This window comes from Corynebacterium sp. LaCa54, assembly GCF_046717495.1.
Lineage (GTDB): Bacteria > Actinomycetota > Actinomycetes > Mycobacteriales > Mycobacteriaceae > Corynebacterium > Corynebacterium kefirresidentii.
In genome coordinates, this window is sequence record NZ_CP177115.1 from 2,332,405 (window position 1) to 2,347,964 (window position 15,560).

15 protein-coding genes are annotated in these 15,560 nt (G+C 59.4%); 8 read left to right on the forward strand and 7 right to left on the reverse strand.

Annotation, left to right across the window (positions count from 1 at the left end):
- Nucleotides 1–4: 4 nt before the first annotated feature.
- Nucleotides 5–901, reverse strand: a complete 897-nt coding sequence (gene pheA, locus ACLI1M_RS11160) for a prephenate dehydratase (protein ID WP_023020097.1) — start codon at nucleotides 899–901, stop codon at nucleotides 5–7.
- Nucleotides 902–934: 33 nt separating this feature from the next.
- On the opposite strand from pheA, the gene ACLI1M_RS11165 reads away from it, so the two are divergent.
- From ACLI1M_RS11165 to ACLI1M_RS11175, 3 genes are all read left to right on the forward strand, one after another.
- Nucleotides 935–2,071 carry an amidase gene (locus ACLI1M_RS11165; RefSeq protein WP_023020098.1) on the forward strand — a complete coding sequence of 379 codons (1,137 nt, stop codon included), beginning with the start codon at nucleotides 935–937 and terminating at the stop codon, nucleotides 2,069–2,071.
- A complete protein-coding gene (locus ACLI1M_RS11170) occupies nucleotides 2,068–2,766 on the forward strand; it encodes a CPBP family intramembrane glutamic endopeptidase (RefSeq protein ID WP_023020099.1) in 699 nt (232 codons plus the stop codon). Before ACLI1M_RS11165 ends, ACLI1M_RS11170 begins: the two co-directional genes overlap by 4 nt.
- 63 nt (nucleotides 2,767–2,829) lie before the next feature.
- Nucleotides 2,830–4,074: an LCP family protein gene (locus ACLI1M_RS11175; protein ID WP_023020100.1), complete on the forward strand. Its 1,245-nt coding sequence runs from the start codon at nucleotides 2,830–2,832 to the stop codon at nucleotides 4,072–4,074.
- Nucleotides 4,075–4,123: 49 nt separating this feature from the next.
- On the opposite strand, the gene ACLI1M_RS11180 is transcribed toward ACLI1M_RS11175, so the two are convergent.
- The 3 genes from ACLI1M_RS11180 to ACLI1M_RS11190 are packed head-to-tail and all read right to left on the reverse strand — an operon-like array spanning nucleotide 4,124 to nucleotide 6,716.
- Nucleotides 4,124–5,044: a DUF5926 family protein gene (locus ACLI1M_RS11180; protein ID WP_023020101.1), complete on the reverse strand. Its 921-nt coding sequence runs from the start codon at nucleotides 5,042–5,044 to the stop codon at nucleotides 4,124–4,126.
- Between the two features lie 20 nt (nucleotides 5,045–5,064).
- Nucleotides 5,065–5,769, reverse strand: a complete 705-nt coding sequence (locus ACLI1M_RS11185; protein ID WP_023020102.1) for a glycerophosphodiester phosphodiesterase family protein — start codon at nucleotides 5,767–5,769, stop codon at nucleotides 5,065–5,067.
- Nucleotides 5,769–6,716, reverse strand: coding sequence for an L-lactate dehydrogenase (locus ACLI1M_RS11190; RefSeq protein ID WP_023027783.1), 948 nt, complete (start codon nucleotides 6,714–6,716; stop codon nucleotides 5,769–5,771). Before ACLI1M_RS11190 ends, ACLI1M_RS11185 begins: the two co-directional genes overlap by 1 nt.
- Nucleotides 6,717–6,803: 87 nt before the next feature.
- Here ACLI1M_RS11190 and ACLI1M_RS11195 point away from each other — a divergent pair, with 87 nt between their 5' ends.
- Nucleotides 6,804–8,546: an alpha/beta-hydrolase family protein gene (locus tag ACLI1M_RS11195; RefSeq protein ID WP_023020104.1), complete on the forward strand. Its 1,743-nt coding sequence runs from the start codon at nucleotides 6,804–6,806 to the stop codon at nucleotides 8,544–8,546.
- Here the strand turns inward: ACLI1M_RS11195 and msrA are convergent.
- Nucleotides 8,543–9,190: a peptide-methionine (S)-S-oxide reductase MsrA gene (msrA, locus tag ACLI1M_RS11200; RefSeq protein WP_023020105.1), complete on the reverse strand. Its 648-nt coding sequence runs from the start codon at nucleotides 9,188–9,190 to the stop codon at nucleotides 8,543–8,545. The two genes, ACLI1M_RS11195 and msrA, sit on opposite strands and share 4 nt — an antisense overlap.
- A gap of 164 nt (nucleotides 9,191–9,354) precedes the next feature.
- On the opposite strand from msrA, the gene ACLI1M_RS11205 reads away from it, so the two are divergent.
- Entirely contained in the window at nucleotides 9,355–9,957 is a 603-nt protein-coding gene (locus ACLI1M_RS11205) for a superoxide dismutase (protein ID WP_005325362.1), read from the forward strand.
- A 43-nt stretch (nucleotides 9,958–10,000) separates the two neighbouring features.
- Here ACLI1M_RS11205 and ACLI1M_RS11210 read toward each other — a convergent pair whose 3' ends face one another.
- Nucleotides 10,001–10,855 carry a LysR family transcriptional regulator gene (locus ACLI1M_RS11210; RefSeq protein ID WP_023020106.1) on the reverse strand — a complete coding sequence of 285 codons (855 nt, stop codon included), beginning with the start codon at nucleotides 10,853–10,855 and terminating at the stop codon, nucleotides 10,001–10,003.
- A 71-nt stretch (nucleotides 10,856–10,926) separates the two neighbouring features.
- On the opposite strand from ACLI1M_RS11210, the gene ACLI1M_RS11215 reads away from it, so the two are divergent.
- Complete coding sequence (locus ACLI1M_RS11215; RefSeq protein WP_023020107.1) at nucleotides 10,927–12,078, forward strand: MFS transporter; 1,152 nt, start codon at nucleotides 10,927–10,929, stop codon at nucleotides 12,076–12,078.
- A 10-nt stretch (nucleotides 12,079–12,088) separates the two neighbouring features.
- Entirely contained in the window at nucleotides 12,089–13,387 is a 1,299-nt protein-coding gene (locus ACLI1M_RS11220) for a copper oxidase (RefSeq protein WP_248099944.1), read from the forward strand.
- Here ACLI1M_RS11220 and ACLI1M_RS11225 read toward each other — a convergent pair.
- Nucleotides 13,374–14,807: a TM0106 family RecB-like putative nuclease gene (locus tag ACLI1M_RS11225; RefSeq protein WP_248099942.1), complete on the reverse strand. Its 1,434-nt coding sequence runs from the start codon at nucleotides 14,805–14,807 to the stop codon at nucleotides 13,374–13,376. The two genes, ACLI1M_RS11220 and ACLI1M_RS11225, sit on opposite strands and share 14 nt — an antisense overlap.
- 69 nt (nucleotides 14,808–14,876) lie before the next feature.
- On the opposite strand from ACLI1M_RS11225, the gene ACLI1M_RS11230 reads away from it, so the two are divergent.
- A complete protein-coding gene (locus ACLI1M_RS11230; RefSeq protein ID WP_023020110.1) occupies nucleotides 14,877–15,509 on the forward strand; it encodes a DUF6474 family protein in 633 nt (210 codons plus the stop codon).
- Nucleotides 15,510–15,560: the final 51 nt, after the last annotated feature.

Here is a 15,560-nt window from a genome sequence, read left to right on the forward strand (position 1 = left end):
TAGATTATTGGCCCCTGCGTGCCCGCGCTACCCATTCATCCGCCGCGGCAAGATCGCGCGGCGGCCTGCCTGCGGGGGTTGCCGCCGGCCAAGAACCAAGGAAGAGCACGTTCTGCGCCCGCAACCACAATGCCCGGAGCGCCTCTGCCACCGGTTGGTCTTCAATATGCCCAATGAGGTCTACATAGAAACGGTATTCCCCAAAGGCCTCCCGCTTAGGACGCGACTCGATCCGGGAAAGGTCCACCCCACGGTGCGCAAAGTCCTGCAGTGCCCCCACCAGGCTGCCCGGCTCATTAGGCAGGGTGAAGATAACACTCGTGCGATCCTGTCCGGTACGCGCGGTTGGTTTTCCCGGGCGCCCCACCAAAACAAACCGTGTTGCCGCGCCCTTTATATCCGCCACCCCCTGGGCGATGGTCTCCAAGCCAAAGATCTCGGCCGCACGCGCTGGCGCCGCCGCGGCATCAGCGTCCCCACGGGCCACAGCCTCGGCCGCAGCCGCATTGGAGCTAGCCGGCACGAACTCAACCTCCGGCAGGTGTTCTTTTACCCACCCGCGGATTTGTTGGAAAGCCACCGGGTGGGTACTGAGCCGTTTAATATCCTCCGCATCCGGCCGGGTCATGATGCTAAAGGCCACGGGGATATCCACCTCGCGGTAAATCTGCACCGGTTCTCCCTCTACAAGGGCATCAAAGGTGGTGGTTACCGCGCCATCGACGGAATTTTCAATAGCTACGCAGGCATACTCGGCCTGCTCGGCGCGCACCGCGGCCACCGCTTCCGATGGAGAGCCAACCGGCATGGTCTCTACTTCCGGCATATGCGCGGCAAACTTGTGCACGGCCGCTTCCGTAAACGTTCCGGCCGGTCCAAGGAAGGCGATGGTGGTAGTCATGCTCGTCACCTTAGCCCACTAGACTGGTGCCCCATGGACTTTTCCGTAGAACAGCTCCGCGCGGACCTGCGCGGCCTTGCCCCAGAGGAGCATGGTTTTACCTACGTGGATCTGGACCGCAAGCCTTCCGCCTACGGCCGGCTAAGCGGCTGGGTCCTGTCCGCTAAGGATCTCTGCGATGTCCGCGGCATGCCCACTACCTTGGGAAACATCGATCGTACCTACTACCCTGAGCGTAGCGATTCCTTCATAGAGGGCTTGGAAAAGCAGGGTGCGCGCATCATCGGCAAGTCCTCCGCTCCGGAACTTGGCCTGCGTGTAGATACGGAACCGGTGGGCCTGCCCCACCCCGATAATCCCCTCTACCCCGGCTGCACCCCGGGTGGTTCTTCGGGTGGCGCGGCGGTGCAAGTCAGACGAGGATTGCTGCGAGCAGCCCACGCCAGCGATGGCGGCGGATCCATCCGCGTGCCGGCCGCGGCCTGCGGCGTCGTGGGTTTCAAACCGGCGGGTGCGGAGCTGGGCGTGCAGGGCTTTATTACCCGGACCGTGGCAGATAATGCGTTTTTGCATGGGCACCGCATGATCACCCCGCGCGCCCGCATCGGTCTGCTACTGGAGCCGTTGTTCTGCGATGCCAGCGTCGCTGCGCACCACCTCCGCGCCGCCCGCGAGGCCGCCCAGCGCCTACAGGCAGCCGGCTTTCAGGTAGTGCCCATTTCCCCCTACCCTCAGGCTCGGGCTACCTTTGCGCATTTCCGGAATATTTTTACCTCCCGCCTAGCGGAGCTTCACCCAGCAGAAGGCTACGCCGAGTGGATTGCCCAGCAGGGGCGGCGCGTCAGCTCTGCTGAGGTGGCCGCGGCGCGGGCACACGTTCGGCAGCTGCCGGACCTACTGGCCCAAGAGTGGGGCGTAGATGCCATCCTCACCCCGATGCTGACCACGGATCCACCGCGCACCGGATATTTCCTGTCTCTGTCCCATGAGGAGAATTTCGCAGCCCAGACCCAGTGGTCCCCGTGGGGTTCGCTGTTTAATATGGCCCAACTTCCCGCCATTTCCGTGCCGTGGACCATTCCCAATCACCCACCGGTGGGAGTACACCTAGGGGGCATTACGCTTTCCGACGCCTCCCTGCTCGGCCTCGCCCACATCCTGCACCCATGACCAAGTCTCTACGCGCCGAACTGCTCATCGTCCTCACCCTCACCTTTGGTATTTCCGGGGTGCGGGCGGTGTTGAACCTCATCAATTCCTTCGCCTCACCGCAGCGGCTCAATGAGCAATCGGTCACGCTCAACTCCAGCCAGTCCTCTTTAGCCTGGGTGGATATGGGCCTGCAGCTGTGCTCGGCCGCTGTACTCTGCTCCTATGGTGCCTTAGCGCTCTTCCTGCTGGCTAAGGACCATATTTTCCCGCGCGCCTACCGCGCCCGCGACTGGCTGGAGGGGGCAGGGCTTGCCGCACTTATTGGAATTCCGGGACTCGCCCTATATTTCACGTCAGTCCACTTCGGGTGGAGCAAAGAGGTTATCCCCGGCGATTTTGCCAATGCTTGGGTGCACATTCCCGTTTCCCTTTTTAAGGCAGCGGCTAATGCCTTTGCGGAGGAAACCGTGGTGGTGATGTGGTTTATGACGCGCTTGCGCCAGGCCCGTTGGTCCCTGCTGACAATACTTGCCGCGAGCTCTGTCTTGCGCGGTTCTTACCACCTCTACCAAGGAGTTTCTGCTGGATGTGGCAATATCATCATGGGGTTCGTTTATGGCTACTACTACCACCGCACGGGGCGAGTATGGCCGTTAGTCATAGCGCATTTTCTTATCGACGCCGTCGCTTTCGTGGGTTATTCCTTCCTGTGAAAATGCCCTTAGGGGGACGTCGCGAAGCGGGCGAAACTCCCCGCACCTTGTAAGGTATAGCGCATGACTGAATCAGGACGAGATCCGCATAGGGAGGCCCGCCGCGCCGGCGACGGTTCCTCCACTGAATTCGTCCTTGGGGCCGATGGGCGTCCCCTCAAGGATCGATACGGCCGCCCCATTCGACGCCGTTCCTCCGCCCGCCCGACGCCGCGGCGCGTCGAACCGGAACAGCAATCCTTCCGCGCTCCGCAGCCACAGCGGCAGCAACAGCCACCGCGCCGCACCCCACCCCCAACGCCGAGCCGCTACCCGAGTCAATACCGAGCGCAGCAACGCCCACCCCGTCGGACCGAACCCCGACCTGCGCCCCGCCAGCGCCCGCATAGCCGCCGCAAGAAGGTCAATCCGGCCAAGCGCGCCCTCGGTTGTATTGGTATGGCGCTTGTTGTCCTCTTGGTATTCAACCTCGTCTTCATGTTTTGGACCGATGCTCGCCTCACCCGTGTCGAAGCGCTTCCAGAAGACCAAGTGTCTAATACCGCCGGCACCAATTGGTTGCTCGTCGGTTCCGATTCTCGTCAGGGCCTCAGCGAGGAACAGCAGGCCGAACTGGGCACCGGCGGCGATGTAGGTGAAGGCCGTACCGATACCATCATGCTGCTGCACATTCCCCGCACCGGCAAGGCCAAGCTCGTGTCCATTCCGCGCGATAGCTACGTAGAGGTCCCCGGTTTTGGCATGGACAAAATCAATGCCGCCTTTACCTACGGTGGACCGCAGCTACTCGCCCAAACCGTTGAAGGGACAACCGGTCTGCACATCGACCACTATGCCGAAATCGGCATGGGTGGCCTGGCCAATGTGGTCGATTCTGTCGGCGGTGTGGACGTGTGCGTGAAAGAACCCATCAATGACCCGCTCGCCGGCATCGATCTCCAAGACGGCTGCCAAAAGCTCAAGGGACGCGATGCCTTGGGCTACGTGCGCACCCGTGCTACTGCCATGGGTGACCTAGACCGCGTGCAGCGCCAGCGCGAATTCTTCTCCGCTTTGCTGGATAAGGTGGCTTCTCCTGCCACCATTATCAACCCATTCCGCGCCTACTCCTTGGTCAACCACACCGCTTCCTCGTTCATCGTGGGCAACGGTGACCACGTCTGGCATCTTGCCCGCGTGGCGCTTGCCATGGGCTCCGGTGTGGAAACAGAAACCGTCCCCATCGGTGGGTTCCAAGACACCGAGGTAGGCAACGTAGTCCTCTGGGACGAGGAAGCAGCCTCTGGGTTGTGGGATTCCCTCAAATAGGGATCAAAAAATGGCACCTCCGCCACAGGAGGTGCCATTTTTTATGTCTTTAACGCAAGGTCACCTGGCGAGACTTGATGTTTTCGAGCTGCTTGCGCTCATCGGCGCTGAGCTGAGCATCATTAGAAATTTCCTCCTCCAGGGCCTTATCCACGCGGGTGAGGTGGTCCTCATAGGAAGCGTGGTCAACCTCTGGATCCAAGTCAAAGACTGGGGCAATAAGGCCGTGGGTGCGGAAGACACCGGCAAACTTGGTATCTTCACCGAGGTTCAGCTCACCGCGGGCGGCTACGCGTGCCAGCGCATTCAAGAATGCGGATTCATCGTCACTCGGGCGGACCCAACGAATATGGGCCTTGCCACCGCCGGCATTTGCCCAGAAAGCAGCGCCGGTGATGTTCTCGCCCACTTCGTGGGATTCGATGACGGAATCATTAGCTGCGCGTAGGGACTGCGCAATCTGCGGGGTGACCTGTGCACCCTCCGGGATCCACCATTCGAAGTCTTGGTGCACCTGCACGTCGAGGGCTGCGGAGGCGTCGATAAGCTCTTCCAGCTTCGGCTCCGAGCCATCAGCCGCAGTGGATTCCAGGGTGGCGCCAGGCTCATTATTCTTCACCCAGTTGAGGGCAAAGGCGAGGTCGCGGCCCGGGTTATGGGTATGCGACTGTACCTGCAAGCCCACGAAGGCATCGCCGCCAAATTCGGCATCACGAATTAGCGCAGCAGAAGCACCCGGCAAGACGGTGGCTACATATACGTTCTTGTCGCAGCCCTTGACCTCAAGCTTGGCAAAAGCGGAGGGGACGAACTCCTGCATGGCGACCAGGCTGGCCTCTGCAGCAAGTCCACCGTAGGGGCGGGGATCCTTTTCTAGGGCAGCGCGCTCCTTGGCGCGGGCGGCGAGCTTTGCCTGGCGGCGGGACATGCCATCAGGCAGCTGTTCCTTGTTCTTTTTCTTCTTGGCCATGCTTCCAAGATACCTGGTTACTAGAGCTCAATGGCATGCAGGGCCACTTCGGGTTGGTTGGTAGCGAGCATATCCACCCCATTGGCCCACGCCCACTTCATATCCTCCGGCTTATCTACGGTCCACAGGTAAGTAGGCAATCCCTGGGCACCGATAATTGCTGGCTGTAGCTTCGCACGCAGCAAGGATACGCCCAGAGCGGTGGGCTTGGACAACATCACATCGGGCCGGTTGACGTGGCGTTCCCAATCGCGGCGGAGATAAATCCGGTCCATATGCGGCGCCAAGTTTTGCATCCGCCGAATGGCATGGTGGGAAAAGGAAATGATGTGGATCCGGGGATCGTCGAAAAGCCCTGCATAACGCAGGCGCAGCACCGTTTGCTCCTCCAGGATGTCGCCCTGCCCGGAGGGGTGCTTGGTCTCGATGTATAGGTGGTGCGGTTTGCCCTCGAGTAGCTCCAAGAGTTCATCGAGAAGCATCATGCGTTGGCCCGAACCGATGTCCACGCCGCGCAATTCTTCCCAGTCCAGCTTGGAAATGCGGCCGGGGCGCCCCGCAGTGCGGTCCAACGTGGGATCGTGTTGGACCACTACCTTTCCATCGCGCGTCAAGCGCACATCGCACTCGACGCCATGAATTGGCAAATCTAAAGCCTTCTCAAAAGCTAGAGGGGATAGCTCTGGATATTTTCCGGAGTATCCCCTGTGGGCGACAATCTTCACTAGCCGAAGAACTCTTCCTTGATGTCATTCAGGGTCTTCGCAGAAGCATCGAAACGCTCCTTTTCGTGCTCATTGAGCTGCAGCTCAATCGCGCGCACGATGCCGGAACGATTGATAATGGCGGCAGTGCCGATGTAGAGATCTTCTACGCCGTACTCGCCCTGCAGATACGCAGACACTGGCAGAGCCACGTCCTGGTTCTGGATGACGGCGGCGGTAATGCGGGCTAGGCCCATGCCGATGCCGAAAGAGGTAGAACCCTTGGCATCAATGATGGAGTAGGCAGCATCGCGGGTATCTTCGAAGATCTTCTCGATGCGCTCAGCGTACTCCGGATCCGTGTCGAACTTCTTGGACAACGGAACACCAGCGATATTGGCAGTAGAGACGGCCGGCAGCTCGGAATCGCCGTGCTCGCCCACGATGTAGGCGTGAACGGACTTCGGGGCAACGCCTTCTAGCTCACCCAACATGTAGCGGAAGCGAGCGGAGTCCAGCACGGTGCCGGAGCCGATGACTCGCTTGTGGTCCAGGCCGGAGGCCTTCCATACGGCGTAGGTCAGGATGTCCACTGGGTTGGAGGCGACAAGGAAGATGCCGTCAAAGTCATTGGCCATGACATCGGAGACGATGCTGTTCATGATCTTGACGTTTTTGCCCACCAGGTCGAGGCGGGTTTCGCCCGGCTTCTGTGCGGCACCGGCGCAGATGACAACCATATCGGCGTCTGCGCAATCGGCGTAGGTGCCCTTGGTGACGCGAGTGCGGGTGGGGGCCCAAACAACGCCGTGATTGAGGTCCATGACGTTGCCCTCTAGCTTCTTTTCATCGATGTCGATGATTGCCAGGTGGTCAACGATGCTTTGGTTGATGAGAGCGAAGGCGTAGGCGACTCCCACGTCGCCGGCGCCGATGAGAACTACCTTGTTTCCTACATGATTTGCCATGACCCCATTGTGCAACTTTTTGGGGGGTTTTGCACGGGCTAGATCTCACCCTGAAATTCCCACCGAAATCTGGGACAATCGGGCATTATGAAACGCGCTCTCCGCCGCGCTGCACTAATCGCTCTTGGCGTAGCCGCGGATCTCACGCCCATCGTCCGTATGACCAGCCGGCAAACCTTACCGCCCAATATGTCGGCTGGAATTTTGGGTGCGGAATTAGCCACGTGGGCAGCAATTTCACCCTCTCTCCTCCCTCGCCCGTGGTGGGTGACTGCCGCCAATGTAGCCATTGGCCAGGGCATCGGACATTTGGGGGCGGCTTCGACAAGCTTCCTACTCAACAGCATTGGTAAGCGCCCCCAGGACCGCCTGGGGCCACAACATCGACAGATCCTGCACCTTGCTATCGGCGCCGGCACCGCCTTTAATGCCGTACTTTCGTTGCGCAACCAGAAAAAGCAGGCGGAGTTAGTAAATAAACAGCTCGTGCGCGGGCCCGTTACGGCGGCGATCGGCTTGGCCGCTGGCACCGCAGGCTATGGCACACTACTGCTTATCGGGGAAGCCACACAGCTGGCCGTTACTAAATTATCGCGCCAGTTGGGACGCTGGGTTCCGGCGCTTATCGCTTGGCCGGTTGTTACCGCAGGACTGAGCCTAACGGCCTTTGCCCTTTCTGATCGCGTGGTTTTTCGGCGCTGGTTGCGCTCACTTTCGCACCAAGCGCAAAGAATCAATAAGCAAATTTTCCCCGGCACCTCCATGCCTTGGGAGCCGGAGCGGTCCGGTAGCCCGTGGTCGCTCGAGCCGTGGTCGGCGCTGGGGCAGCAGGGGCGCCGCTTTGTTTCTAATGGCCCCCGCGCCCGCGATATCCGCATGGCAACGGGAATCAATGCGAAAGAGCCCATCCGCATCTATGCCGGATACATTCCGGGGCGTTCCTTCCGGCAATCCGCAGAGAAAGTTCGCGCCGAACTCGAGCGCACTGGTGCCCTAAGGCGCGAAACTATTGTTATCCAGATGCCTGCGGGTTCGGGATGGATAAATAATTGGGGCGCGTGCTCCTATGAGTTTTTAACCGGCGGTGATTGCGTCACCGTCACCATGCAATATTCCTATCTGCCTTCGGTCTTTGCTTACCTTGTAGATAAAAACGCCCCGAAGCAGGCAGCCCGCGAATTGATTCGGGTGATACAAGAAGAAATAGATAAGCTACCGGAGGAAAACCGCCCTCGGCTCTATTTTGCAGGTGAATCGCTTGGAGCCTACGCCATTATGGATAACTACCATAATGTGGAGGACCTACTTTCTGCCTGCAATGGCGCCGTCTTTTCCGGCCCTCCACGCATGACGCATTTTACCCAGCGTTTGCGCCGAGACATTGGCTCTTTGGAACGTCTGCCCGTTATCGATGGCGGTAAACATGTGCGCTACGCAGCGGCCCCGGACCACACGCTGCACGACGCCTTTGGCAACGACTTCGCCCATACCTGGCGCCGGCCCCGCATGCTCATTGCCCAACACGCTTCCGACGCCATCGTGTGGTGGGACCTGAATCTCCTTGTGCGCAGGCCCACATGGATCCATGAACCGCAGCCGGAGGCCCTGCACGCGGATACCTTCCGGCAGCTGCACTGGGTGCCATTTATTACCTGGTGGCAAATTGGCTTGGACCAAATCAATTCCCTCAACGTCCCCGGCGGGCACGGACACAACTATTTTGAGGAAATGCTCTGGTATTGGGACGAGGTTTTAGGATCCCAATCGCGCCAATCGCTCACCCCAAAGTTGGCTAAGAAGATTGCCCGCTTCATCCGGCGCGACGCTTAATCGCACTTCACCCCGGTGCTGTGGTGCGGGCAGTATCCATTGGGCACCTTATGTAAATACTGCTGATGCTCGTCCTCAGCTAGGTAGTACTCCCCGGAATCTGTATCGGAGAGAAGTTTAACCTCCGTGGTGGTATCTCCGAATCCGAATTCCTTGAGCTTGTTTGCATAGGAATCCACGATGTCCTGGATTTCTGCCCGCTCATCCTCCGTGCGTGGATAGAAGGCAGAGCGATATTGCGTGCCTACATCATTGCCCTGACGGAAGCCCTGGGTGGGATCATGCGCCTCAAGGGCCTGCACCACAAGATCACGCAGGCTGATGCGTTGCGGGTCATAAACCACCTGAACCACCTCGGCATGGTTGGTCAGTCCGCGGCATACCTCGTAATACGTAGGATTCGGGGTAGTGCCACCCGCATAGCCCACCGAGGTGGACTCCACTCCTTCTGTCTCCCAGAACATCTTCTCCGCACCCCAGAAACATCCCAGTGCAATGAGGATGGAGCGCTGCCCTTCTTTCCACGGTCCGGTAATCGGCGTTCCTAAAACAGCATGCGGGGCAGGGGCCAGAATCGGTTCGGCTCGCCCTGACAGGGCTTGGTCTGCGGCAACGAGCTTGGGCTCTGGTTTAAACATCCACATGAGGCATAGCTCCTTCCTTATTCCTTCTTCCCAACGTTGTACTGCGAAAAGCTATTCCACAGCCAGTTAATTTTCGCGCTGGTTCCACAACTCGAATTAATCATGGCGAAATCTTTCAACCGTGCCTATCATCGGGACACGTACCCGAAGAAAGGATTAAATTAATGGCTGTTTACGAACTTCCTGACCTCCCATACGCATTCGACGCACTGGAGCCACACATCTCCGCAGAGATCATGGAGCTCCACCACGATAAGCACCACGCAACCTACGTTGCTGGCGCTAACGCTGCACTCGAGGCGCTCGAGGAAGAGCGCAACGGCGAGGCTAACCCGGATCGTATCCGTGCCCTGTCCAAGAACTTGGCATTTAACCTGGGTGGCCACACCAACCACTCCATCTTCTGGAAGAACCTATCCCCGAATGGTGGCGGCGAGCCAACCGGCGAGCTGGCAGAAGCTATCAACCGCGACTTCGGCTCCTTTGAGAAGTTCAAGGCTCACTTCTCCGCTGCCGCTACCTCCCTGCAGGGCTCTGGCTGGGCAGTTCTGGGCTACGACCACATTGCTGGCCGCCTGATCATCGAGCAGCTGACTGATCAGCAGGGTAATACCTCCATCAACTTCACCCCGCTGCTGATGCTGGATATGTGGGAGCACGCTTTCTACCTGCAGTACAAGAACGTTAAGGCTGATTACGTAAAGGCCGTATGGAACGTCTTCAACTGGGATGACGTTGCTGAGCGCTTCGCTGCAGCCACCAAGTAACTCCTTTTAGTTACACAGGCCGCCCCCTCTGGGGCGGCCTTTTCTATGCCCGGATAAACTCCCGGAATTGCTGCACCGGAGGCGCATCGTCCCCGGCGCGCCACACCAAACCGAGTTCGCGGTACGCCGGCGGCGTAAGGGGAACTAGGCTTCCCACCTGTAGATAAGGATCATCCAGCGGCAAGAGCGCCACCCCAAGGCCGGCCGCTACCAGCCCCGCAACGGTGGTAAGCTCCATCGATTCGAAAACAAGGTGGGGACTAAAGCCGGCATCTTCCGCCAGGGCATCAAGGAGCATGCGCGTGCCATAGCCGGGAAGCATGCCGATGAACGGCTCGGCCGCACATTCCGCAAGATCTACCTCTTGCCGGTGTGCTGCCCAGTGGCCTTCCGGTACCGCAAGACCTAGGCGCTGCACCTTTATCTGGTGCCAGCCCAATGCGGCATTCGGCCGCGGGCCTACCAGCGCGAGGTCGGATTCGCCATTTTCTACTCTGCTCACCAGCTCTTGCGCCGCCCCTTGGTGCAGGCGAATATCCACGTGGGGGTGCAGCTCGCGATAACTTTTGATCAGATCCGGAACCAGCCAGGTGCCGAGCGAGTGCATGAAATCAAGGCGCACGGTACCTCGTTCGGGGTCCATGAGGCGGGCTACATCGTCCCGGCCTGACTCATAGGCGCGGAGCATTTCCCGTCCTGTCGCAGCGAAGACGGTTCCGCGCGAGTTTACATGCAGGGTGTGCCCAGTGCGCTCAAAAAGACGGGCACCGAGGCTTGCTTCTACGCGCTGTACGCGGCGGGTCAGTGCAGATTGGGAAATCCCCAGCTCATCGGCCGCAGCGCCAACCCGACCGTAATCCACCACGGCGAGGAAGCCGCGGATATCTTCAACATTCATGCATGCTCCGCATCGCTTTTTGTAATTTTCCACATTTTACACATGCAGTGCCACAAGGCAGGCTAAATGACATGACTAGAACGCGGCGTGCAACGGTAGCCATGCTCCTAGTGGGCTTGGCCATCTTCTCCAGCCTTTATTCCACCCAAGCTATTCTTCCCACGCTGGTACAAAACATGGGTCTTTCCTCCACCGAGGCGGCCATGACCGTATCGGCCGCCACGGGTGCGCTGGCCCTGTGCGTCGTCCCCGCTTCCATCCTCTCCGAACGCTTCGGCCGCGGCCGTATCCTGCTTATTTCGGCCGTTTCCGCCACCAGCGTGGGGCTCATTGTGCCGCTCGCTGCCGAAGGATGGCATCTTATTTTGCTGCGCGGCCTGCAGGGCGCTCTCCTCTCCGGTGCCCCTGCTACCGCGATGGCATGGCTTTCTGAAGAACTCGATGATAAAGCGCTGCCGCGCGCCATGGGGCTTTACATTGCAGGCACCTCCGTCGGCGGCCTTACCGGCCGTCTCATTCCTACCGGGCTGGTAGAGATTTCCACGTGGCGCTGGGCCCTTTTTGGTTCAGCGCTAGTTTCGCTCGCCTTTGCCATCACGTCGTGGCTCCTGCTTCCCGCGCAACGCAATTTCCGGCCGAAATCCATCCATCTCACCAGCGAAAGTCGGGCGCTTTTCGGCCACTGGGCTAACCGGGATTTGGCATTGCTCTTTCTCACCGCGTTCCTCTCTATGGGCACATTTGTCTCCATGTACAACTTCCTGACCTTCCGGCTCATCGATGATTTTGGGTTGGCCCCTTCACTCGCCGGTTTGGCCTTCCTCTTCTATCTTTCCGGCACGTGGTCCTCTGCGCGGGCGGGCTCTCTCGTGGCACGGATCGGGCATGGGAAAACCCTCTGTGCTTCGGCCGCACTTTTTACCCTTGGCATCGCATTATGCGCCGGTAACCTTCCCATGACGCTCCTGGGCATGATCGCCTTTACCGTGGGCTTTTTCGCCGTCCACTCCACTGCCTCCGGGTGGGTAGGCCAGATTGCCACCCATGACCGTGCGGAGGCGTCCTCGATGTACGTATTCTGCTATTATTTCGGCTCTTCTGTGGTGGGAGCGTGTGCAGGCATGCTTTTCGACGCCCTTTCTTGGCCCCTCTTCATTGCCTTCTTCACCGCGGTGGCCCTTAGCCTTAGCGCACTGACTTGGACCAGGATTAAATCCGACTAATATCGGTTTTATGCCTGAGAATAAGTGGTCGGCGCGGACGTGGCACCGAAGGGCCTCTCGGCCCGTATCTCTGTGGATGATGGTCTTCATCCTCGTGGGTGCCACGCATACCCTGGTGCCGAACTACCGATGGGTGCTCATTCACCTGTTCACCCTCGGACTAGTGAGCAATAGCATCATGGTCTGGTCACAGCACCTGACGGAAAAATTCACCCAACAGCGCCTCCCCGATTCCGCCCGGCCCACCCAATTGGGTCGCATCTATGGCCTCAATGCCGGCATCATCATCACGCTACTCGGCCAAGTCCTTATGGAATTCTGGTCCCATCACTGGATAGTCACCCAGGTGGGAGCCACGCTCATTACTCTCATGATGCTTTGGCATGCGGCATCGCTCTTCCGGCAATGGCGCGGCGCCAAAGAAAAGCGCTTCCGGCCGGTGGTGGGCGCCTATGCACTTTCCGCCCTCTGCCTGCCGGTAGGCGCCATGTTTGGCGCACTGCTAGCGGTCCACCCCGGCCACCCTACGCTGCTGCTCGCCCATATCGCCGCCAATATCGGCGGTTTCATCGGCTTGGCAGCGGCCGGCTCCCTCACCATCCTTTTCCCCTCCATTTGGCGCACCCAAGGTATCAATCGCCACATGCGTTCCTCCTTTGCCCTGCTCGCCGTCGGCGTGGCCGCCACCATCATTGGGGCCTTCCTCGGATTCCCCCAGTTGGGCCTAATCATGTACTGCTGCGGTTGGGTACTGAGTCTGCAGCAGTGGCTCGACAACGTGCTCACAGTGGCTAAAGACCCGCGCGATCGCATTACTTTCGCCTCGGTCTCCGTCCTTATGGCCTCGTTATGGCTGGTGCTGTCTTTGGCGTATTACACCGTCCAGCACTTTTTCACCCCTGAACCGGCACTGCCTTCCCTCGCCTTGCTGGTGGGGTTTGCCGGTCAGCTCCTCATCGGCGTCATGAGTTACCTCTTGCCCACCACCATGGGTGGCGGCCCCTCTGCCGTCCGAGCGGGCCTACAGCAGCTAGACAAACTCGGCTTATTGCGTGCCACATTCGTCAATGGCGGGCTACTCATCTGGATCGGTACCGATATTTCCCTGCTCAAGGTGGCCGCCTCCCTTCTGTGCATCCTTTCTCTGGCTGTCTACCCCGTGCTCATCGCCCGAGCGGTCAAAGCCCAGAAACAGGTCTTAATGAAAAAGGCGGAGGGCCCAGATCCCAAGCCGGGACCTGAATGGAACCAGGTATATATGGGCATAGCGATCCTCGCGGTCGTGTACGCCCTATTTACAGCGCTTTAACCCCCGGTGCTCCGGCATCCATCCACTCGCGTACCGCGCGGGTGGCCTGTACATCGCCGGAGTTATAGTCCAGCAAACGCTGCCGCGCCACGAGGTCCCCGGCTAGCGCCTCGCGCCGCGCATTCACGGATTCTTCGCCGTCGAAATCCTCTTCTGGCCACGTAAACCCAGCCTCAGGCGCAACAACCTTCAGGCCCAGGCCAAAGGGGCCGGCGAAGGATCTTTTAACGTGGGCAAACATATCCACCCACTCGGGCGAGGAGATGAACTCTTCTACCTCCCGCTCATCCACCTCGTGGAAACGCCGCGCGGACATACGCATCCAGTGATTCTCGCCATGGGCAGAGTAGCAATAAGCAGCAAAGGTTTTACCCTGCGCATGCGCCTGCGCCCGCAGATCCATCAGCCAGCGCCAGAAGGCCGCAAAATTTTCCGCCTCGGCGCGCCCTCCCAACGGCTCCCAGGTCACGAAAGGGACATACTCGCCGTCGTACCACGCTCCCCATAGATACGCGCCCTGGTCCAGGTAGGCTTCCATATCCACGTCTACTTCCACGTCCGCCCGCGGAACGTTCACGTCACCGCGGCGCAACAATACTTCCCCGGCGCGCCAGGCGGCTGCGAGGCGGGAGGGTTCGCCCAGGTCGGCTTCGATAAGCGCCTGCACGGAAGTAATACCTCGCTCGCGGTAAGGCTTAGCGCGGTCGCCGGATAAAAAGAGCGAAATATCATCCGCCGCCACCAACTCTGGTTCACACAAAGACCAGAAGCGGCAGCTAGCGCACTCTTTAACCCGTACCGGCGCAGTAGGCAGCGGCTGATTCCACGCGCGTTCCAGATCAAACCTGGCCGTGTCAGTAAAAAATGCTCGCGTGCGATCCTGTCCAATGGCTCCGCCCCGGCCCGAATCAAGCCCTAGATCCTGCAAAGCACGAGCGGCAAAAGCTAAGCGGTAGCCATCCACCGCATGGTGGCGCAGCTTATACGGGGCTTCGAGCGGCTCGCTCAGCCCCAACCTGTGGGTGGGCACCGCCAGCGTCGTCTTCGTGTCATTCTTGCGGGCCACACGATGATTGGAGACGATGATCGGGGTGTATTTATCGCCCTCACGCAGCAGCACATCCACGTGCACCATCCACTCCTCGGTAGCAAAGACCGCATTGGTGATGTGCGTATATCCGGAAACCACAGCCTCAAGGGTGCGCATGGAGCGCTCCCACTCATCGCCTTCTAAATCGATGCGGCGGAAACGACCGGAACCCCTGCGCGGAAGCATCTGCATGACCGCCTCCACGGCGGCGGCGTGGCGCTCCGCCCGGGCAATCGAGGCATGGGTACGCGGCATCTCGGGGTGCGCACGCCGCTGCACTAAGCGGTAACGGCATCCCACAAGGTCCGAAGCAACAACCACATCCTCCACACCGGGTGAGCTTAATAGAATGGCAAGGTAAAGTTGAATCCAGACTCGATCAAACGTGAGGGAAATTAAATGAGCATTCTGAAGAAAATTAAAAAGGCCCGCCAAGAAGCACGCGCACAGGCAAAGGCTGCCAAGACCCGCGCTAAGGCAGAGGTAAAGGCCCAGTCTAAAGACCGCCGTCGCCAGCAAAAGCTCCTGGCCAAGCAGGAAAAGCACCTCATCAAGTCTGAGGAAAAGGGGCTAAAGAAGCGCCGCAAGCACGAGGAGAAGATGGCCAAGAATGAACTGGCCAAGCTCAAGGCCGGCCGTTTTAATTCCGATAACGTCAAGCGCTACGCCGGTGCACTGCGCACCGCCGCTCCCCTGCTGCTGCCACTTCTCTACCGCGGCTATGTAGGCTTGAAAACCGAAGGCGAAAAGCGAAAGGCCGCCAAAGCCGGCGTAACTTCAGACCAGATGGCTTCCTTTTCCGGCTACGGTGCCCCGCTCAAGGCCCGCACCGCAGGTATCCGCAATTCCCTCGATAACACGGATATCCCGGCCGGATTCAAGCGCGATGTGCGCGACCGCCTCCAGGAAGTAGACTCCGCCATCGACAATGCTGAGTTTATGACTAAGCAGCAGCGCCGCCGCGCACACAAGACCATTAGCTCGGAGATTGACTCCATTACTGCGGAAATCCAGCAGCGTCTGGCCCAGTAAAATCATTTATGCCACCACCGAATAGGGGGCGGTGGTGGCATATATTTATTT